This window comes from Ruegeria sp. CG4 (assembly GCF_056537185.1).
Genome location: NZ_JBQFRB010000003.1, coordinates 567,774 through 588,556 on the forward strand (window position 1 = coordinate 567,774; position 20,783 = coordinate 588,556).

General features: G+C 50.6%; 14 protein-coding genes, 1 tRNA gene and 1 pseudogene. 9 read left to right on the forward strand and 7 right to left on the reverse strand.

What is annotated here, in order from left to right:
• The first annotated feature begins 1,192 nt into the window (after positions 1-1,192).
• On the forward strand, positions 1,193-3,889 hold the full coding sequence (locus ACR0J2_RS12225; RefSeq protein WP_480812711.1) for a DNA polymerase: 2,697 nt from the start codon (positions 1,193-1,195) through the stop codon (positions 3,887-3,889).
• A 201-nt stretch (positions 3,890-4,090) separates the two neighbouring features.
• A complete protein-coding gene (locus ACR0J2_RS12230; RefSeq protein ID WP_480812712.1) occupies positions 4,091-5,134 on the forward strand; it encodes a hypothetical protein in 1,044 nt (347 codons plus the stop codon).
• Between the two features lie 36 nt (positions 5,135-5,170).
• Here ACR0J2_RS12230 and ACR0J2_RS12235 read toward each other — a convergent pair whose 3' ends face one another.
• Positions 5,171-5,818, reverse strand: a complete 648-nt coding sequence (locus ACR0J2_RS12235; protein ID WP_480812713.1) for a recombinase family protein — start codon at positions 5,816-5,818, stop codon at positions 5,171-5,173.
• Positions 5,819-6,323: 505 nt separating this feature from the next.
• Here ACR0J2_RS12235 and ACR0J2_RS12240 point away from each other — a divergent pair.
• The 3 genes from ACR0J2_RS12240 to ACR0J2_RS12250 all read left to right on the forward strand — a co-directional run bounded on the left by ACR0J2_RS12240 (position 6,324) and on the right by ACR0J2_RS12250 (position 10,347).
• Positions 6,324-7,646 carry a pentapeptide repeat-containing protein gene (locus ACR0J2_RS12240; RefSeq protein ID WP_480812714.1) on the forward strand — a complete coding sequence of 441 codons (1,323 nt, stop codon included), beginning with the start codon at positions 6,324-6,326 and terminating at the stop codon, positions 7,644-7,646.
• A 244-nt stretch (positions 7,647-7,890) separates the two neighbouring features.
• A complete protein-coding gene (locus tag ACR0J2_RS12245; protein ID WP_480812715.1) occupies positions 7,891-8,778 on the forward strand; it encodes a hypothetical protein in 888 nt (295 codons plus the stop codon).
• Between the two features lie 9 nt (positions 8,779-8,787).
• Positions 8,788-10,347 carry a D-Ala-D-Ala carboxypeptidase family metallohydrolase gene (locus ACR0J2_RS12250; RefSeq protein WP_480812716.1) on the forward strand — a complete coding sequence of 520 codons (1,560 nt, stop codon included), beginning with the start codon at positions 8,788-8,790 and terminating at the stop codon, positions 10,345-10,347.
• Positions 10,348-10,484: 137 nt separating this feature from the next.
• Here ACR0J2_RS12250 and ACR0J2_RS12255 read toward each other — a convergent pair whose 3' ends face one another.
• Positions 10,485-12,323: a trypsin-like peptidase domain-containing protein gene (locus ACR0J2_RS12255; RefSeq protein WP_480812717.1), complete on the reverse strand. Its 1,839-nt coding sequence runs from the start codon at positions 12,321-12,323 to the stop codon at positions 10,485-10,487.
• Positions 12,324-13,063: 740 nt separating this feature from the next.
• Between ACR0J2_RS12255 and ACR0J2_RS12260 the strand changes: the two genes are divergently transcribed.
• Positions 13,064-14,062 (forward strand): IS110 family RNA-guided transposase, encoded by a 999-nt coding sequence (locus ACR0J2_RS12260; RefSeq protein ID WP_480812718.1) that lies wholly within the window; start codon positions 13,064-13,066, stop codon positions 14,060-14,062.
• A 58-nt stretch (positions 14,063-14,120) separates the two neighbouring features.
• Here the strand turns inward: ACR0J2_RS12260 and ACR0J2_RS12265 are convergent, their stop codons facing one another.
• From ACR0J2_RS12265 to ACR0J2_RS12275, 3 genes are all read right to left on the reverse strand, one after another.
• Complete coding sequence (locus ACR0J2_RS12265) at positions 14,121-15,173, reverse strand: transporter substrate-binding domain-containing protein (RefSeq protein ID WP_480812719.1); 1,053 nt, start codon at positions 15,171-15,173, stop codon at positions 14,121-14,123.
• A 92-nt stretch (positions 15,174-15,265) separates the two neighbouring features.
• Positions 15,266-17,119 carry a hypothetical protein gene (locus ACR0J2_RS12270; RefSeq protein ID WP_480812720.1) on the reverse strand — a complete coding sequence of 618 codons (1,854 nt, stop codon included), beginning with the start codon at positions 17,117-17,119 and terminating at the stop codon, positions 15,266-15,268.
• 988 nt (positions 17,120-18,107) lie between these two features.
• Positions 18,108-18,193 (reverse strand) — tRNA-Leu (locus ACR0J2_RS12275).
• 419 nt (positions 18,194-18,612) lie between these two features.
• Here ACR0J2_RS12275 and ACR0J2_RS12280 point away from each other — a divergent pair.
• On the forward strand, positions 18,613-19,008 hold the full coding sequence (locus ACR0J2_RS12280) for a rhodanese-like domain-containing protein (RefSeq protein WP_480812721.1): 396 nt from the start codon (positions 18,613-18,615) through the stop codon (positions 19,006-19,008).
• Between the two features lie 69 nt (positions 19,009-19,077).
• Positions 19,078-19,266 carry a hypothetical protein gene (locus ACR0J2_RS12285; RefSeq protein ID WP_170682516.1) on the forward strand — a complete coding sequence of 63 codons (189 nt, stop codon included), beginning with the start codon at positions 19,078-19,080 and terminating at the stop codon, positions 19,264-19,266.
• On the opposite strand, the gene ACR0J2_RS12290 is transcribed toward ACR0J2_RS12285, so the two are convergent.
• The gene (locus ACR0J2_RS12290) at positions 19,267-20,067 is read right to left on the reverse strand and encodes an alpha/beta fold hydrolase (protein WP_480812722.1); all 801 of its coding nucleotides are present in this window, start codon (positions 20,065-20,067) and stop codon (positions 19,267-19,269) included.
• Between the two features lie 47 nt (positions 20,068-20,114).
• Here ACR0J2_RS12290 and ACR0J2_RS12295 point away from each other — a divergent pair, with 47 nt between their 5' ends.
• Positions 20,115-20,489 (forward strand): hypothetical protein, encoded by a 375-nt coding sequence (locus ACR0J2_RS12295; protein WP_170617526.1) that lies wholly within the window; start codon positions 20,115-20,117, stop codon positions 20,487-20,489.
• A gap of 118 nt (positions 20,490-20,607) precedes the next feature.
• Here the strand turns inward: ACR0J2_RS12295 and glyA are convergent.
• A pseudogene (gene glyA, locus ACR0J2_RS12300) lies at positions 20,608-20,783 on the reverse strand (serine hydroxymethyltransferase); the annotation flags it as partial.

The following is a 20,783-nucleotide window of genomic DNA, read 5'->3' on the forward strand; positions in this document are numbered from 1 at the left end:
TGGGATCAAGTTCATCAAATAGCCAGCAACAGTTGATCTATGATGACCAAGCACATGCGAAGCATTTCACGAAGTGAAATTGATGGCCATCCATTTGCATTGGTTTGGCAATGGGAAGCAATCTGTTGTTCCATCATGTTCCTCACAGCCACCTGATAGAACCCCATGGGACCAATTACTTTCCCCGGCCAGCCCAACCAACCATTTGAATTAAGCAAGCACATACGAAGTACTTCACGCAGTGAAGTTGGCTAGCGACCTTTTGGCTATCGTCTGGCAATGATTGGTCAATCGCTTGCTTCGCAAGACATTCGCTGCGCGAATGTTATTCCTTTTTGGTCAATTTGGATTTTGGACATACTTCTCCTATCCGTTGAGGAGAAGTCCGACGAACCCGTTGGTTCTGTCATACCATCCACACACGATTGCTTTCCAAAGCACGGCTGGCGGTTATCCGGTCTCAGCCTACGTGCTGCTTAAACAGCGGACCGATTGCTAGCTTTGCGTGGACGGCAGCTGGGCTAGCTCGGCGACGGCACTTCCCCGTCTCGTGATGACAATTATTTTGCTCTGGCTCTCTTATGGGGGCTTTTATCCTTCCCCCGCTTTCGCTGTTTCCTGACCCTACTATTCGATGACGTCATGTCTGCTGGCCTACTGAATTCGGTTCGTCACCATCCGGCGGAAAGTACCTTCTGATCGCATGACGCTTCGGGCTGTCTATATGTGGTTTGCATCGCGGTCCTGATGCAAGAGAGCTACGAGCTGTGTTCAATGTGGAGATGTGTGTCGTCGTGTGCGGTGTGTGCCTGCGTATGATCTATTTAGGGGGCACAGATCGAAACTTGGTTGTGAATCCGTGATTAAAACGGGGTCAGCACAAATTAGGGAGAATGTCCCCAGAAACACGGGGATCGGGGCAAATTCTCCCACAGCCGTGCAGTCGGGTATCAGAAAAAATAGTAAATGTGCCGTGTGGGTGTAAGGGATTAACAATTACCATTTTTGCCGCTATGGCAGCGTGGTACGTTCCAGCATTTTGATCTGAACTCGGGGATCCATGCAAGCCAAACTCACTTTTCAGCCCTATCATTTTTATCCCAAGAACAGACCAAGTTCGCGGCACATTCGTTACCTCGTCATTGGCTTTGACACGGAGTACCAGAGGGAACCATTTGTAAATGCAGATGGTTTGGCCGAGGTCCGCAATCAGGTACTGTCCTACCAATATAGCTGCCACGTAATAACGCCGGACAACGCAGGGGATGAACAGCACTGGTCAGGCATCGTGTTGCCTAAGGGGCCAGCAGATGACGACCGGCTGACCTTAGCAGAATTCGTGGAATATGCAGTGAGGGACGGGTTTGCAAAGCACCCCAATCTGAAAGTGCCGGTGAACATCTATCTGGTCGCTCACTTCACTCGTGCTGATGTGCCGGGGTTCTCTGACTTCAAGGAGGAGAAGACCCGGAAAGCCATGAACTTGGAGAACGTCCGTAATCTGTTCATGAATGTCGAAAAGGACATCAAGGTTAATCTGAAGCGGGGTGGAACGCTTAAGCCGATCAAGCTGCATGTGGCAATCCGGGACACGATTGCTCTGGCCCCCGCAGGTACCAAAAGCCTTGAAAAGCTGGGAGAAATCCTTGGCTTTGAGAAGATGAAGCTGTCCGACGATCCAAAGCAGGAGCAATATTACAAAGAAAACATGGGAGAACTGCTGGATGCCAATTGGCCCCTGTTCCGGGACTATGCCATCCGAGATGCAGAGGTCTGTGCGCAGTACACGATCCGCATGATCCGGCTGTATTTTGAAAAGACCGGGGAGTTCAAACTGCCGGTGACGCTGACCTCCATCGGCGTTGATCTGTTTCAAGCACATTGGTGGGAAAAAGGGATCGACCCGCTCGACGTTGTTGGCAAGGAAATCGTGTACGAGAAACACTGGAACAAGAAGCATGGTCGATACCAATCCAAGCAAAAGACCGTCCCTATTCGAAAGCTGTTTATCAATGAGGATTTCTTCACCGAGTGCTATCACGGTGGCCGCAATGAACAATTTTGGTTTGGCCCCGCACCTGATGGCGTTTGGTATGATTATGACCTGACGAGTGCTTATCCATCCGCCATGGCGCTCATTGGTGTCCCCGACTGGTCAAGCATTCGGGAGATACGGGATACACATGAGCTGTTCAGCGGTGAGTTGGTTCATGGGGATCTGGCATTCGCCAATGTAAACTTCGAATTCCCGGATGATGTGCGATATCCGGTTCTGCCGGTGCGAACAGAGAACGGGTTGGTGTTTCCGAGGAAGGGCAACAGTTCCACCCATGTCAGCGAAATCTTCCTGGCCCAGCAACTTGGGGCCGATATTGAGTTGGTGGATGGCAAGCGGATCGACTCCCGGAGAGTTGGCAGGGCGGATGGAATAGACGCTAAACGGCCTTTCACCGGTTTCACCCATCACTGCATCGAAGAACGGGCCAAGCATCCCAAGAAGACCCTGCACAATCTGTTCTGGAAAGAGCTGGTCAACTCCACTTACGGCAAGACCGCGCAGGGTTTGCGGGAACGTCGAATATATGATTTGCGGGATGCTGAAACCAAACCGCTGGGGCCGAGCAAGATCACAAACCCTGTCTTCGCATCCTTCATCACGGCCTTCTGTCGGGGTGTGCTTGGGGAGATCATGAATGCACTGCCTGAGGATGTCAGCATCTTCAGTGTGACGACCGATGGCTTTCTGACGACGGCCACAGACGAGCAGATGAAAGCAGCGGCGACCGGATTTCTGGGACGCAACTATCTGGCATCGCGTGTTCGGTTGTCTGTTGACGATGTACCTTTCAATGAAACCAAGATTTATGAAATCAAACATATCGTCCGAAAGCCGATTGGTTGGCGTACCCGTGGCCAAGCCACATTGGAGCAGTCCGAGCCCAAAGATTGGGAGGGAACGGGCATGGTGCCCAAAGAGGATGAACGGATTGTGCTGGCCAAAGGTGGTATAAAACTGGACTCAAAATTGTCGAAAGCGGAGCAGAATGGCAAAATCGTCGATCTGTTCTTTGACCGCAAGCCGACTGACACGATGACCGTCACGATGGGGGCTGGCATCCGTGAGATGTATGAGCAGGGCATGGACTTCGTGGACAAGACGATGACCAAGCGGCTGTCGATGGAGTTCGACTGGAAGCGCAGGCCAGAGGCTGCTGGTGATGTGGCCGTGACGACTGAAGGGGGGCAAACCCGTTCCCATTTAGCATTCTCGACGCAGCCGTGGGACACGGTAGATCAGTTCAACACCACTCGGGATATCTGGGCGGACTACAACAAGCAGACCGGGCATTGTCTGAAGTCGCTGTCTGACTACCGGGCATGGGTTTTGTACTTTGAGGGCAAGTTGGCCGCTCAGGGTAAGGCTGGGGCTTACATTGCCAAAGAGGATGGTGTCCTGAAACGCCTGCGCCGGGACCTGAGTATTGCGCATAAGCTGCGGAAAGCTGGCACCCACAAGATTAAAGTCGAGTCGTTCCAGCGGGACAACATCACCCCTGACTACAAGCTGAAGGTGAAAGAGCTAGCCCAAATCCTGAACGATGGCTTTGGCATTCCCTGCACCAAAACGGATGTGGACAATGCCCGAAAGAAAAAAGTGTTCGTGCCGCATCAGGTGCCTCGCACGGCTCAATCCGTTGAACTGCTGGATAACATCAAGCAAGCGTTGTTCCCTGAATTGGATGTTGAACAATTTCTGACGCCGAAAGCTGCGTTCGATTTGGCGGTGGAGAACGCTGATATGACGTTGCACCCTCGGGACCCGATGAAAGATGCACTTGATGCTGCGATAAAGGAAATGGAGGAGACAGATCGGCAGAAGCCGGTTTGAGTCCACAATGCTATTCTTTGCTCGGTAGCCAATGTTCGTTTTGTCCTTAGAGATAACAGTCAGAAGATTGCTGTAACCGAGGGATTTTAGTTGACGTTGTGGGAAGTTAGCCAGTCCTTCGAGTTAAGTACTCGGACTTCCTTGCTCTCGGAGCGATGATGTTTATAGGTTTTGGTCCGCATTCCAAAAAAGGGCATAGTCGTGACATCGCATTCAAAAGAGGCATTAGCTGAGATTGAGGCTTTTACCAATTACCTTCAGGAGCTTGAGTTCGATTTCACTGACGGTCTTTTTAATGTGACGTCGTTTTGCGGGCACCTGTTTCAATGCTTTGCAATTGACCGGAACAAGCAGCCACCTTTCGTAACGGAAATGGAGCTTCTTCTTGAAAAAGTGATTGATCAGTCGGGGGACATTCTTCCGGAAGATGCCCCAAAGCTTGGAAAGGCACCGGTCATTAATTGGACACCTGATCAAGCGCCCCTTTTCCCAAACAAAGAGGCGACAATCATTCACGTTACCACTTTGCTGTTTGTGATCGAAAGGTGGGTTTTTGAGCTCGGTAACCTCTTGCCAGATAGGGCGACTGACCGCGGACCAGCCTATCTAGCTTGGCCAAAAGCTGAATGGGTGCTGACAAACATCCTGTTGAATAGGCTTCATAATGGTTTCTGGTCGATGGTCAGGGAAATCGATCTCAAGGGATCGAAAGAGCGTGGCTTCTCCAACTTTGAAGTTTGGTACTTTGCCAAGAAGGCGGGTACTGATCTTGGCGCAGCACAAAGTCGAATTGAGTTGCGCAACGCGGGTTTTCTGGCAGCTTTGGACGGGGTGAAACTGTCTCTTGAGGCTGATTTTCCACTCGAAGCAATCGCCATTGAAGAAAGTCTTATCTCGGCAATTCTGTATCATTTTGTGGTGGCGATGGGTCAGGGCAAGCCACCTGAACTATTCGGTCGGCTAATTTCAGAGTTCCGGTCCAAGGCTGATGCCGCCCAGAGTTATCCTGCCGACCTTATTGATCGAATTGATGCTTGGAGGCTGAAACGCAATGAAGCCCTTCACCGTTTCGTGGCCATCCGTCCGGACAAAATTGGTGAAGGGCAGGATGTCTTTTTGGGTGACGCACGTGAGGCTGGCCGGGAAGGTGAAAAGTTGTGCCAGGAGTTGGTAGACTGGCTACGGTACGAAGCTGCGTTCTTTTTTAAAGTGGACTTCGAACTACCGGGTGTGGCACTGCATTAGAACGCGGCCAAGTATACATGAGCATTATAGAGTCGGTTAGAAATGTTTGTCGCTGCTCAAAAAGGCTGCATAGTTCTTAACGGTTTGCGGATACCAGCGGCCACCCTTGCTTGTCGTCACACCCCATTGGTTGAGCAGTCTTGCCGCACCTGAATACGACCCGGCCTCGACCAACGCACGTTCAAATTCGATGCGGATCGTCTCGAAGAATTTTCGCTTCTCTGACTGCCGTTGGACCGCCAACGCATGTGCATTCCGGCCAAGGACGGTTCCCCGGTTCTTTGCCGCTCTGAGTGCGGCTTTGGTGCGTTCTGAAATCTGTCGTCGCTCCTCCTCAGCAAAGCAGGCCAGCAGGTGCAGGAAGAACGTTGAGACGTTCGGGTGTTCGCAGACAACCAGTTCAATCCCTTGGTCGATGATTCCTGAAATGAATGACACCTTCCGGGAAAATCTGTCCAGCTTTGGGATCAGCAGCTTCGACCGGGTTTTCTTCACAAGGTTGATTGCGTTCCACAGTTCGGCCCGATCATCCCGTTTGCCGGATTGGATTTCGGTGAACTCGGCAACCACTTGATCGGCGGGTGTCAGGAATTGTTCCACCATCGCCCGCTGCGCTTCCAGCCCGAGGCCAGATCGTCCCTGTCGTTCGGTCGAAACCCGGTAATAGACAACATACTCGACCATGCTTCATCCCTCCGTAACCGACAAACGTTGGTTTGTCGTAGAAGGGGTCGGAAATTTTTGGAAGGATGGGCAACGGTGTTGGTCGCAGGGTGGAGTTTGTCAAAAGAAAGGGTTAGCGTCTGATACCCTGCATTGGCTTTCGTAAAAGTGAATACACAAACATCTTGACGTCGCAGAGTTTTAGGGTGGGCCGAGTGATGACGGTAGCCCTGCACGTTCCGGACATTGCCGGGTGGGTGTTGGAAGGCTGCGAGTTTCCGTAGGCGGCATTGAAACCTTATGAAAGGTAGCGGTTAGGTAGAAAGCATATCGCGCAACTCGCATTCGATTTTATCGTCTTCGAATGGCCGCTACACCGCCAAACTATGAAAGAGAGCAGCACCGCTCTGCCGTTTCATTTGATTCAGATAAGCAGTGAGTAACAAGTCTGAAAATATTTAGGTAACTGGATCAGGTCAGCTAGATTAAATTAATCATCCGCTCAAAATACAAAGGGGTGACGAATATGAAAACCAAACCCGGACAATCCGCTCTACAAAGATGGGCAGTCTTAATCGAAGGATCGGGTTGGTTTAGATTGATTCGTGTATTGGAAGTTGTCGCAATATTCGTAGCTTTGCTTGCCTTTTTGGAGGAAAGGCAAGCAAGGAAACAAGACCGCGAAGACCAGCTCGTTGAGCGACAACTGCAACAGGCAGAGCGAGATCAGCGCGAACTTGAGCGCGAAATGTGGAGAATTGAACTCCAAGAACGCGATAAAGATCGCGCTGTGCAAATTGCCATTATGCAGTCCCAAATTGCCCAAACAGTAGCGTTGGGAAAAAGGGGAACAGCAGCCATTGCAAAGAGTTTGGCAGTCTTGGCAGATGAAGATGTCGCTATTGGGGCGATTGATCTTGAGGGAGCAAAATTAGACAAAATGATTCTCCGGAATGCCAATATGGCAGGTGTCAATTTGTCTAGTGCATCATTGGACGGGGCTGACTTATCCGGAGCAGATTTGACTAGTGCTGATTTTTCTAATGCCAATCTTTCTAACGCAAACCTAACGTCCACTTTGCTCGTTGGGGTCAATTTCGAAGGTGCAACCCTAAATGGCGCTCGATTTGATGGTGCTGAGATTAAGGGAGCAAGCTTTGCCGGTGCCAACTTGGTGGGCGTGAACCTTTCTGGAAGGGATCTCACCAATAGTGTTCTGTCGGGGGCAAATTTTAAAGGAGCAAACCTATCCAATACTAATATTTCGGAGCTGCGTTTGCATCTTGTGGACTTTTCTGGCGCGAGTTTAGTCGCTTCTAATTTAGCTAATTCCGAATTAGTTAACGCCGACTTGGGCCACACAAAGTTAAATGGCGCAAACCTAGACGGTGCCCGTATGCCCGGTGCGTCTCTAAGGAACGCTAACCTGGTTGATGCATCTCTCGTTGATGCGATTATGTCAGGCGTCGACTTAACAGAAGCAAATCTTTCGGGCGCGAACTTGAGTGATTCCGACCTTTCTTCAGCAAACTTGGGTGGCGCGGAATTGGTCGGATCAAATCTGCGAAACGCTTTTTTGTGGGATGCTAATATGTCCGGCGTGAATCTTGTTGACGCGGACTTGTCTGGGGCTGATTTGAGAAACTCTCGCTTCGGGCGGTATTCTCATAAAATACCTTCAGAGGCCAGATTGGTGAATGTTGTATTGCAAGGCGCGAACCTTTCTGCAGTTGACTTGAGTGAGGCGAGCTTTTCGGACAGGGAGCTTAAAGGTGCTTGCGCAAACCCGAAGGACCCACCATTTTTTCCATCGGGCATCTCCTGGCTTCCAAACGCTTGCCGGAAATGACTGCATTGTCATCTAGCGAGCCCGGGTGAATAGAATCTCTACCCTAACCGCACATTGCTACTGTGTTCACAGTGGAGTAACTCGGTGTTCTTTCGAATTTATTTGTATCGGGCGATGTAGTGGTCTCGCTGCTGCGAACAGCTCAGGCTTGCATTTTATTTACTAACTGTTGCAGTATAGTTGAAAATAAATTGTTCATGGCGAGAAAAAGATTATTGGATATCAACTTTTTGAGAAATGCGCAGTGAAAAAAATCGGATATTTATTGCCAGTGATGTTGAGCGCGTTACTGTTTGCCGCTTGCACACCGTTACCACAACAGCAGATTGACGCATTCGTCGAGTCCACGGCGTCGGCTAGCAACGCAGGTCGGCAAATTTACGTGGAATTAGACCGGTCCGTCAAATCCGCTCAAAGCACTACAACTTCCACATCTCCGTGTAAGTTAAGAAATGGGAATGCAAGTTGTTTTGATCCGAATCTCTATATTCCAGCAGAAGCCGCAGTCTTCCCGCCCGAGATAGAAGCGCGCCTACTCGCTCTGGATGTGGTGAACGCCTACAGTGCTTCGCTTTTGGCTATAGCCTCGGGTGCGACACAGGCGGAGGTCAAGGAACGTATTGACCAATACGCTGACGTCACCGGGAAAGCCGCATCGTTGATTGGCGGGTCAACCGGCGCTACGGCAGCTAAAATTCTTGGAGGACCAGCCATTGCTGCGCTCAAGCAACTCGCTGGTCAAATTGAGAGCATAAGGGGCACCGCCGTTGCGAGATCGACAATTGTTACACAGCAAGACACTGTCGACGCGCTTATTGATGCGCTGATCAAGGATACCTCCAGCACCTTTGACCTATACAGCAGTGCGCAGGGCAAGATCGCCAGTCGGGTCGGTAGTCCGCTCAAGCAGGAGTTCCTTGAGGAGCAGGCCAAGATCGGAAAATTTCATTTAACTCTTCAGAAGTACGTTGAACTGTTGGTTCAAACTAAGATCAGTCAGTCTGCACTTGTCGACGCCATCGTTGAACCGACAGGGTTCCTAAGCAGCATTGATGTCGCCTTGGATCAGGCCATTGCGCTGCGAAGTGCCAGCGAAGATTTCAAGAAAGCTTTAGATAATCTGCAAGATTAAGGAGGTCCAATGTCCGAGATAGTCAGAATGGCCAACGATCTATTAGCCGCTGCGGCAAACACTGCTTTGTCTGATGAAGAAAGGACGGCGGCATTCCACGCACATGCAGAAATTAAAGATGAAGCATTCGAGGTCGCGTTGGGAGATTTTCGCCGTGGAACATTCAAGTTCCTAAAACTGTCCGATGAATTGCTGCAAGCCACCAGCCGTTTGGGGGCAGGTAGTGGAGCTCTGGACGAACTGTTTGATCGTGTTTCGCGCCTTCAATCTCAGGTACATGACGCAGAGGGGATGCGTACGACTTGGAGTTCGGTGGAAGAATTCGACGAAGACACGACCGACGAGATTGATCTGCCTCCAGATGGGGAGGAGATGGCTTTACCCGCCGCACCTGTTGGCCTGACCCAATTGGTCACCTTCCATCCGCAGAACAGTCGCAATTTCGGGACATTAGAAAACGAATATGTGAGTTTTTTTGCTTCGCAGACTTGGAAATCGGAAGATCGTAAGAATGACGCTCATAAGCTCGCACGACAAGCTCTTAGCAAGAAACCACTTTATGACCGTGTTGTAGCAGGAACAAATATTCCCTGGTGGTTTGTCGCTGCCATCCATCTACTGGAATCCAGCTTCAATTTTGGCACTCATTTGCATAACGGCGATTCCCTAAGCGGGAGAACATTTCGTGTTCCTTCTGGCCGGCCTCTGAATGGGAGCCCTCCCTTCGATTGGACTGAAAGTGCGCGTGATGCAATGGAAATCAAGAACTTTCATCAAGCCGCGAATTGGAGCCTTGCACGAGCACTGTACCGATGGGAAGCCTACAATGGATTCGGATATCGGTCGCGCTCGGTGCCTACGCCGTATCTATGGTCTTTTACAAATGTGTACCAACGCGGAAAATTTGTTGGTGATGGTGTGTTCGATGCCAGCAAAGTCTCCAAGCAATGCGGTGCCGCCGCTTTTCTTAAGGCCCTCATTGAGATCAATGCCGCAGAGACAAATGTCTCCGTCGAAGTGCACAGCGAAGGTCAAGACGACGCCACCGAGACATTGGCTGCCGACGCCGCTGCAATCTCTGATGCAGCTGCCAGTGATGGCGGTACAAACATTGATGGCGCAATTTCAACAAACACCGATTTCAGGACTTTTTTTGAAGAAAACCTGCCTGAGGTTACGCACTTCAAATGGCATGAATTTCTCGTAAAAGGAGCATCGCATAAAACTAACGGGCTAAACACAGACCCGCCGAGTGAAAAATGGCCAAACATCATCGTTTTAGCGCGTGTTTTGCAGAAAATTAGGGAGGAGATTGGGCATCCAATCGTATTGACCAGTGTGTTCCGTAGCAAAGATTACAACACTGCAATCGGGGGGGCTTCGTCCAGTCAGCATATGGAATTCCGTGCGGTCGATTTTGTTGTACCGGGTCATGGCAGCTCAGCCAATTGGCATCAGATTGCGAAAAGAATTCGCGATGAACACAAACTCTTTAGCGGTGGCATTGGACTTTACTCAAGCTTTGTACATTTGGACACGCGCGGTGTGAACAAGGACTGGATCGGGTGATAGCGTTCTCCGTCTCCGGCTAATATGGCGAAGTAATTGCCTTGACATGTATTGGAACGTGTCAACTTGCTAGCCGATTTGCTTGCAACATCCAAAACGACATTATGTATCCGCTCGTTTGCAAAAAAATTGCTCGGTCAGTCAGCTTTGGTTAGTGACACTTGCAAAGCGTCGAGTATCGGCTGGATCGGCATTACGAGCGTTTCTGTGGCACTTCCTGCATAGACCATGCCAACGAGCTGGTTTTGTTTGTTAAAAACCGGTGCGCCACTGTCCCCACCTGAACTGCCCCCGGCCGTCATGCTTATGAGACCTTGCATTCTAATCACCGAGGACCCTGTCGCTACGTTGGTCGAAACATTAGTGTTTAGAACTTCTCGCTGAGTAAAGCCACTTGTTCGGCCAATGCTGTATACCTCCTCACCCTTTCTAACGGATTGGGTGACATCGCTGATTCTTGCCCCTTCAACACCTGGAATTGTGCTGTCGAAGATTACACCCTCAGCCAGTTTGATGAGGGCCCCCCCGACCTGACCATCCGTATCTCCAACACGGAGAAATTGTGCGACCTCGCCGATCACATCAGTGGGAACACGCCCGCCGTCCATCGAACCAGGCTGAATAACTTTCCGCCCAATGATGTTTGCTGCTGGGGCAATGGAATCGGCGACAACATGGTCCGCAGTCAAAAAGTAATTCGTACCTTGTCTATCATGAACCAAACAGCACAATGTACCGGCAGCAGTTACATCCGAGCCAATACTGACCCCAACGGTTAGCGGTCTAGAACGAAGTTTACCATCATGCACGACGCCGTCCGGAGATGGGGTAGCTGTTGTCCCGATCTTTGCTGATTGCAAGGCGTCTGTAATTTCAACGATGTTTTCATCGGTTTGCTTTAGTTCTTCAATTTGACTTAGATACTTTATGAACGCAAATTCCGCTTTTTCAAGCTCCCCTGTCTCGCGGTATATCATCCCAGCAAGTTTATTGATGTATGGAAATTGGGCACCCTCCAGTGGGGCGACAAGCTCCATAGCCGAATTAAGTTTCTTTTGTTTTTCATCAATGGGCAAGTTCTTAGGCAGGATCGCGCGGTACTCTTGGTAGGTCTCCAGTGCACGGAGGAAATCGCAGAATTCTCCGTCTGTAAGTGTCCGAAAAATTTCGGACTCTGTGGCAGCGATCATACGATAAATTCCGCAACCGAGTTCGAATGCGGCATCGCCCTCACTTGATGCCTGAATTGACCACCCGAGATTCAATCCAGTCCCGGACACTGGACCAGAATCTGCCACCATTTCGCCCTGCACGGTAGCGTGCACATCAACCTTATTTTGGTAGTACGATACATATCCGACCACAAGATTCTGGTCGCGAACCCTCCCTCTGATCGAGTTCAGCAGATTGCCAAAATTGATACCGTAGGCCGTTACTTCGATGCCCTGAAGACGGTCGGCCGCAAGTTCGGGAAGTTCTAGATTCAACGAACGATCTATATTGTCGGTACTGGCGATGGGCGTGCCCGCCTCACCGGCCCCTGTATAAATGAAACGAATTCTTCGCAACGACTGGCCTACTCGCCGCGTGAAAGTCTCACCGGCTGCGGCTTGAGCCACCCCTTCTCGCTCGTACTCAAAAGGCGCAAGATACAACCGCTCGTCTGTCCAAACGCGCAATAATTCAACAAGGAAAATTGCCGAAAGAAAGACAAGAATTCCGGAGTACGCAATCCGAGGTAAATACCCTGAAATTAGGTTAACAATTTCCATAAATTTTTTGCCAAATTTTGAAAGCACACCTTTCTCACAGTTGAGTTGAAAGAATTGTAGGCCATTAAATCTGTAACAAAAATCCGGACGAAAGTCACTCGACTTTTCTGACCAAGGTTTGTTTTGCGTTACTATAGCCTCCGCATTGCGGTACATTCTGCGCTGAACGCAAGCCCGCTTCGTTGCCAAAACAGATTCCTGCATTCAGTCTCTTCGACAAACATGTGCGTTGATGCAAAGTGTAAGTTACTGGTTGGAGAGTATTTGATGAACATCAAGGTGATTTGGACATGGATTAAGTCTCAAGAGGCAGCTTTAGTGGCTTTCGAGAGGCTAGTTATAACCGTAGCGGCTTTGGCTGCGCTGTTTCCACTTTGGCAGTGTTGTGCGTTTCGGGTTACGAGTGACAGCCGCGCGAAGGTGGACTGGTGCGAACACCGCGCGAGCGTGTGAACCCTGTTCCTGCCCCGCCGTGCGTCCTATTGAAACGGTTGGTCAAATCATGCGCCCAAGAACAACTCCCAATTTCCGAAAGAGCAGCAGGCCACCGTCGGAGCGGGACCCGTGATCCATGGAATTCCATTTGAACCCGAGGGCCAAAATTGAGCCGGATATCGCCTACAAACCAAAACCCATTGGGTAATCAACGCGAGGTGGCTTGCCGTGTGACTGCGGGAAGAAAGGGGAAAGTTTGGCTATCTGCTCGTCGGTCAGCCAGAAAAGGTTGCTCGTATCACCGCTCCGTTCTTCGAGCCGTGAATCATGCAGCGCTTTGAAAATCAATGCCTCCTGACCCTTCCGTATCTCGAGTTTGCTAACCTAAACCCCGTCAGCCACCTTTGCCGAGGTTACTGACGGGGCGGTGTATGGCGTCTGAGCCTTGTGGCATGACCACGTTTCCTAGCGAGCTAGCACCGTCTCTCTTCATCGTCTCGAACAGTTGAATGCGGCCGGTCTGGACCGCGGAGCAGAAGGAAGAGGGTATGAACAAAGTATCACACGAGCAGATCATTGGCATAGACGTCAGCCGCGATTGGCTTGACGTTCATTGTCTCCCGGACATTCGTAGGTTGGCGCTTCCGAACAGCGATGAGGGCCACGCGCAGCTTGTTGGTCTGGCACAATCAACGCACGCGCTTGTTTGTTTCGAGGCGACTGGAGGGCAGGAATGGCGTCTGTGGACCGCGCTGGATGCAGCCGGTATTGCGACCCGGCAGTTACCGCCATCTCAGATCAAAGCCTTCGCCGCCAGCTGTGGCACACGCGCCAAGACGGATCGGATCGACGCGGAACTCATTGCGCGGTTCATGGCATTTCGACCAGACGCAGGGCGCGAACTGCCACATGGGAAATTGCGGCTTCTCAGAGCCTTGGCATCAAAGCGTGCGCAGCTTGTCGAGACGCGCAAGAGACTTCTGGCGCAGATCAAGGCGCATGAGAAGTTGGGAACGGATGGGATATTCACTGAAGTTGATGCTGAGCTGAGGGCGCTGTTGGATCGACAGATCGGTAAATTGGAAGACCATATTGCGCAGACGATCGCCGCAGATCAGGGCCTTGCACAAACCGCTGGTATCTTGCGTTCTATCCCTGGGATCGGCCCCGTTGCCAGCACTATGCTGATCGCGGAAATGCCAGAACTCGGCCAACTCTCGGGAGAACAAGCTGCTGCGCTCACGGGCCTGGCTCCCATTGCTCACGACAGCGGTGCGATGCGCGGCAAGCGCGCCATTGGTGGCGGACGGCGACAGGTACGACACGTCATGTTCCAGGCTGCTCTCGTCGCGAGTCATCACAGTCCCCATCTCAAGATCTTCGCAGATCGTTTGCGTGACGCGGGCAAGCCACACAAAGTCATCATCACAGCAGTCGCTAGAAAGCTCGTCACAATCGCAAACGCACTCCTCAAATCTCGGCAAAACTGGTCGGCTCAGACCCCCTGAGAAATACAGTTGCTAGACTACTTTAAGGGCTGCTTTTGCATCGTTAAAACAGTCGAGCTTATTGCCCAACATCAGACATACTTCTAAAAAAACCTTCCAGTGCTTGAGTTCTTGGACGATTACCGAATGCGGCGAAATAGGCCCGCTCAAGGAGTTTTGTTCCAGAAAGCAATTGTATGCGTAGTTCTCTGGTAAACTCTGAGTAAAGCGCATAAGCTTTCGCAACACTTGTTTCCTTGGCATTCGAAATAGGAGCGCGAAAGAAAATTGCATAGTGTTCGCGGATGACGGGTGATCTACTTAGTTCGATGTCACAATTGGTATTTGGGGACGCTAAGTAAGTAGAAATTATGTCAACATCCGCCATATAAAACAGAATTTTTTCCTTCTGCCTAGATGAGTCTAGACTCGCCGATCCGCAAAGCCTATCCAGCCCTTCTTCGTGGCCCTCAAAGGCGACTAGAGGATTCCCATCGAAACCTTCTGAACAGTCCGGTGCAGTAACATCAACCTCAACATCAGAGAGCGAAGTAACAGACGGGAGATTGTTTCTCTCCGATTTTCCTGTTCCTTGATCATCTAAGCTATTCTTTTCTTTTATTTCTTTTAGTATTTCAGATACTATCGGGGAGTAATTTCCGAAAAATAGATTCTGCTCAGCGGCGAGCAGTAGCCCAGGGTCTTCGGCCGTTGTACCCTTAACAAACCCAACAATTCCGCCACAATGAATGGCCTTTGGAAAATACTCTTGCCTAAGCGATGCAATAGTGACTGCAGAAATATAAACTGGGGTCGAAATCAAGTAATTTTCCAACCTTCGGGAGGTCACACTGGTCGGCTCACAAAGCATATCTATCTCACCAGAATCGAGCTTGAATAATCGGTTCTGAGCTGTAACCTCCACAGCTCGAATTTGCGCACCAAGAAACGGCTCTTTTTGCACCACTTTTGCAAGAACGCTTCTGCAAATTTCAATCATATATCCTTGATAATCGTCTAGGTTTCCTGTGCCAGACCGCCTGAGACCATCAGAATAGTCTCTGTACGAAAACGGCTTTGCGTCCACTCTAACGCCGACATCTATTGTCGAAAAATTGTCACGATTGCTCATTCGCGATACAGAGCTACCCTGCGCGCTCACTGGCTCTAAGTTCGCAATCAAAACGAAGGCCAAAGTAATAGAAAAACTAACCAAGTTGACGACTAGTTTCTTCTTCCAAAAAGTTTCCACCGCTTAGTACCTTTTGCTTCTGGCTCACTAATACCATTTATTGGGGTCGGAGCTGCCCGGGACATTTGTTGGGAGAACGCCGCTAGCAAAACCGTGTAACCAATAATCGGGCCAATGATATCATTCATTAGAAGGCTAGGAACAAAAACTTTTGCCGTGTTAAAGAAAACGACAAAACCAAAAATAAATAGAAATATGTTTACATAGTCTTTTGAGTCAATCCCAGAAGAACTATCGCCATCCAAGCCAAATGCTGTCTTGTCACATATTCTTGCGGTATTCCAAGACAGTGGTAAAATTACTAGCGCTGTTTTGAACTTCTCGAAGACTGAAGATATTGTAATAGGGTTTTGAAGTAAAATTTGGTCGAGTGATTCAACTTGACTAAGCTGATGAGTCAAAATGGGGCCAACCTCAAAAAGTATCAGATAAAGTGGGAACACAATCAGGAAAGAAATGATGGACGTTTTTGCGTAGTTCGAATAGTGGGATCCATCTGGCGACCACCGATCCCAGTTTCGATGGTCAATCCCATTCGTCCGCAAGCTCAGAGTAATTACCGCCACAAGAAAGAAAACTACTCCGTAGTATACTACGGTTTCAGTTGATCTAGCGGCCGCAACTTGCGCAGCATCAAACACCTCAGTCGAGAAGAACATATCCCAGAAACCGGTCCCAACGCCATCGGCAATAGCTGCACCCTCAGTTGCCTCCTTGTTATCTTGCGCTATTTTCTTATCTCTGGCCCTTAGTAAAACTCCGATAATAAGCCGTACAACAAAAATCGAAATTGTCGCTATCGCACCACCAAACATCAATGCTCCGACGATTTTACCGAAAACTTTTGGAGCTTCCACGGAATCGATGTCTTTCAAAAGCTTCGCAAGAACTGGCGCATGATCAAGTTCGTTGGCTCTCCTATCCAAGTCCGGGGTATTTATGGCTAGAAGCGCAAATACCGCAGAAACATTGTCGGAGGTGCGAGATGCGTTAGCACAAAGTTCTTCCCATTCTGTTAACGGCGTAACACCCGCAGCCAACTGTTTCTCGCTTTTCGCTCTATCTAATGCGGTCTTTAGCTGAATAACTTCGCTATCAACTGCTCGGATTGGCTCGTTGAAAGTTCTTAATAAGTGCTGAGGCCATAGAGTGTCTGCATTCGCTTTGCTTAACCAAGAAATCAGGCCAAATGCTCTAACGGTATTTGTTGCGAGGTGTTTAGCTTGCTCTTGATCGAGTCCTACATCAGCTGCGCTTTCTTGAAGCTGGCGCGCTTCCAGCAGCTTTTCTTCCATATATTGGCTTGTCTGAAGCTCTTCATCGAAAAAATTAAAAGCTTTGATAGTGCCAACAGCAGCATAGAAGCTGCGGGGTATACCTGCAGCACGGTAAGCAACATTTCTTACAAGACTCTCAATCTCTGCAAATGGTGGAACAGTGCCAAAAGTGATGATCAAAGATGCGACAACAAGCGGAACAGCTATTTCAGCGCTTGCTACAGGGCCATCAAGTACGTCATCCACAAAGCCAACAAGATTTTCTTCAGACTGTCCTGCCGCCTGTATAGCGAGGTCAAAAAGGCTGCCGGATGAAACGAGCACAAAATACCCCAGCAGAGCTATGGAAAGATAGACCACCACGCCTCTTTGATACGATCCGTTCCCAGCCAAATAGCTGAGGTTTGTATCCGATATTGGAGCAGGAAGACCGCTAGTAGTTTCTTTTGTAGGAAGATTAAATAGCTTGTAGTAATGAGTAGCGACGGCAACAGCCCCCAACAGGAGCATCAAAAAATAAGAAACAGGGTCAGGTAGCCAGTCGTTCATCGACCTCTACAATCGTCTAAAAAGAGACTTTAACTTAGTAGCATTTTTGGAAGCGAGAATCGCAACCTGTTGCAATCAAATACGCTTTTCCTGCTGACTTATCAGTAAGAGCGCTAGTATTCTTAAAGGAGTTATCGTTCAATTGAGAACCATCGTCACGAGCCGCGAGCACGACCAGCGTCAATACTATAAGTGATGAAAATATAATCCTCATGCTTTAAGCGTATCGTACAAATCACCCCCATGCAACCAGAATATCTGAGTAGGTGGGGTGCATTCTGCTTTATCAAGCCAAACGGTGAACGGGACTATGACAAGAAGATCGAGGACAATGCAAAGCAGCTTTGCAACTTCCCAAAAAAGGGCTGCGCTTCATATCGTATTGAACGGAATACCCTTGGCGGACGTCCAAGAAGAGTATGGCGTTAGCCAAGGATTATTGACTACCGTGTGCAGGTTACGGACGCATATCGGCACGCTAAGAATATCCGGCGTAAGTATGGGATCGCTGCACAGTGAGGTTGAGAGTGGCTGGAGGAACAAGGTCTGTCTCTCCGAGACTGTGATTTGAATTTTTTCATATTAATTTCAATATCTTAAACTCAAAACGCTCTTCTGATTTTCAAAAGTTATACACGAAGTGATGTACTTTGCTGTAACTCTTTGAAAACACGTATGGTAACTTGATTGAAAATCCTCGTGTCGGTGGTTCGATTCCGCCCCCGGGCACCATTTTATTTCCTAAGCAGACCCATCTGACTGGTCCATTTTGGATGTTAGTGAATCGTTGTCCCGCGATCCTCCGGGATAAAGGTTTCAAGTTCCGCGAAGCATTTGCAAGCACCGGAGCGATAATACCTTGTATCAGGTCACATTGCGGTCCTTTCCATGCCGAGACGCACACGATGACTTCCTAAGTCATTTGATATGTTTGTCCCAACAAGCATCGCGCCTGTTAGCGTGCGCAAGCTTCGAATTTCGTACAAACTGGTACCCGCGGCCGGACTCGAACCGGCACGGCCTTCCGGCCCAGAGATTTTAAGTCTCTTGTGTCTACCATTCCACCACGCGGGCATGCGTGTCGAGCCTAATTCGGGCCTGAAAATCTCAATACGGCCACAAGGCCATGAATACAATGCGCTTCCGCCTCAAATTGTGCCTTGGTCAAATCCAGCACGCCCTCAAGCCCAAGTTGCCGGAGCTAGTCGTGTGATTGGAACAACACCCGCCAATTCGCCAAGCATGCAGTTAGGGTGGATGCTGCTTGCAGCTCAAGTGTAAAAGTGTCCGGTCCTGATGATTGGGGTGGCCCGGACTTCCTATTTTCGTGTTTGTAGATGCAGCAAGGCGAACAAAATTGCCGCCATTCGAAGTCACAGTTAGAACGGGGTAATATCCCCGCTCGCGATTTACCGCTATTGTACCTTTACACAGAAAACGTATTCCTTATTTTGCATGTTAAATGCTGGAGTTCCAAGGACAGGAGAACCGGAATGCCACTGACAGTCAGGGACATGATGGAGGCCGCCAACGCTGTGGTCGCGCGTATCGATTTTGCCCAAGCTTCGGAACTGCTGCGCGAGGGCGGGTTGCTGCTGGACGTTCGGGATACGCCGGAACTGGAGAGGGCGGGCCGGGCGGTCGGGTCTCATCACATTCCACGCGGGATGCTGGAGTTTAGGGCCGATAGCGGGCTGCCAACTCATGATCCTGAATTGCGCATCGACCGGCCAATCGTCCTGCACTGTGCGTCGGGCGGGCGCGCGGCGCTGGCAGGCAAATTGTTGAAGGACATGGGCTATTCCTGGGTTTACAACCTTGGGGGCCTTACTGATTGGGTCGAAGGGGGCGGCCAGACAGTCGAGCCTGTTGACCCTGGAATGACCTGACCTGAATCAAAGCCATACACATCCTGAGAAACCAATATGTGGTCAGATTCCAAAATAGGACCACACCCAATGATGCGTCTTGCTTCGATGTTGTATTCACTGATTGGAACTGCCCTGGCTGGCTCGGCCGTCATAGCTGTATTGTCTGCTGGCCTGGTTACCACGGGCGCTATTCTGGGGGCCGCTGGCGCAGGATTTGTTGCCGCCATACCGGTTTCATGGCTTGTCGCCAAACGGTTGTATCAGGGTTCGATCTGATCAGGCGTTCAAAAAGGTTCTGACGGCCGCTTCAAATTCGCGCGGTTTTTCGGCGTGCAGCCAGTGGCCTGCGCCCGGAATCTTTGCGAATTTCGCGGCGGGGAACAGGGCGCGTATCTTGTCGCGGTGCTGCGGCAGAACATAGTCCGAGGCGCCACCGGACAAAAACAGGACCGGACCGTTCCAAGTGGCATCGAGTTCCGGAAACCCCATGATTTTGGGCATTTCGTTTGCCAGACCGTCCAGGTTCAACAGCCACCGCTGCCCGCTGACATCCAGTGACTGAGTGAAGAAGCTTTGCAACGCTTTTTCGACACCCAGTTCTGCCAGTTGCTGCTCGGCATCCGAACGCCGGGTCACGCGGGACAGATCGACCGCACGCATGGCTTCGATGAACTGAATCTGACTGTGGCTGTAGGTCACCGGCGCAATGTCGGCCACCACCAGTTTACGCACCAGGGCACCATGAATCAGGGCCAGGGTCATTGCTGCCTTGCCGCCCATGGAGTGGCCGACAACGTCCACGGGGCCGCCGACCTGCGCAATGACCTCGGCCAGATCATCGGCCAGGTCCGGATAACCATGCGAGGCGTCCCACTTGCTGTAGGCATGGTTGCGCATGTCCACTGCAATGACCTGTCTTTCGTCCGAAAGCCGCCGCGCAATGACGCCCCAATTACGGGCCGAGCCATAAAGCCCGTGCGCGATCAGAAGAGGAGGGTTCGCGGTCGGTTCGCCATGTACGATCGTGTTCAACATGAATGCGTGATACCCGGCAGTGAATGAAACGACCAGTCCCATTGTAGCCTGCCTCTGGCCGCGCTACATTTCCCGGTCAGGAGGCACCAATGTCGCAGGACACTGATATTCAGACCCGGATTGCAGGCACGATTGCGTTGCTGCGCGAAAAGCTGGGTGTGCGGGACAAAACACTTTTGGCCTCGGTCAAAAGAGCCAAACGCCGACTGCCTCGCCGGATCTACAAACAGGCGCTTCTGCTGGCGAATGCGGAACAGATGGCGGCGCATCCAAGGTTGCGGCGGGTCCTGGACACTCCAAAACTTGTCAGCGCGTCCGACGAGGTGCAGGCGTATCTCGGCAGTATTGATCTGGCGGACAGAAGATGGGGCTGGTTTCTGGGGATGCTGGGTGGACTTGCGTTCAACATTCTGGCGCTGAGCGCGCTGCTGCTGCTGTTTCTGTGGTGGCGCGGCCTGATCTGAAGGTAGGTTCTGAGGCAGGATTACCTTGCCAATATTGAACTAAGTCTTTGGCGCAAAAAATGTTCCCAAAGCAGATGCGGCGCCACTGGGGCGCCGCTGCCTTGTTTTTTCGAGCCGATTACAGGTTCGGGTAGATCGGGAATCGTGCGCAGAGGTCTGCGACTTCTGCTTTGACCTTGGCCTCGACCGCGCTGTTGCCGTCTTCGCCATTGGCGGCGAGGCCGTCGACGACCTCGATGATCCAGTCCGCGATCTGGCGGAATTCAACCTCGCCAAAGCCTCGTGTGGTGCCGG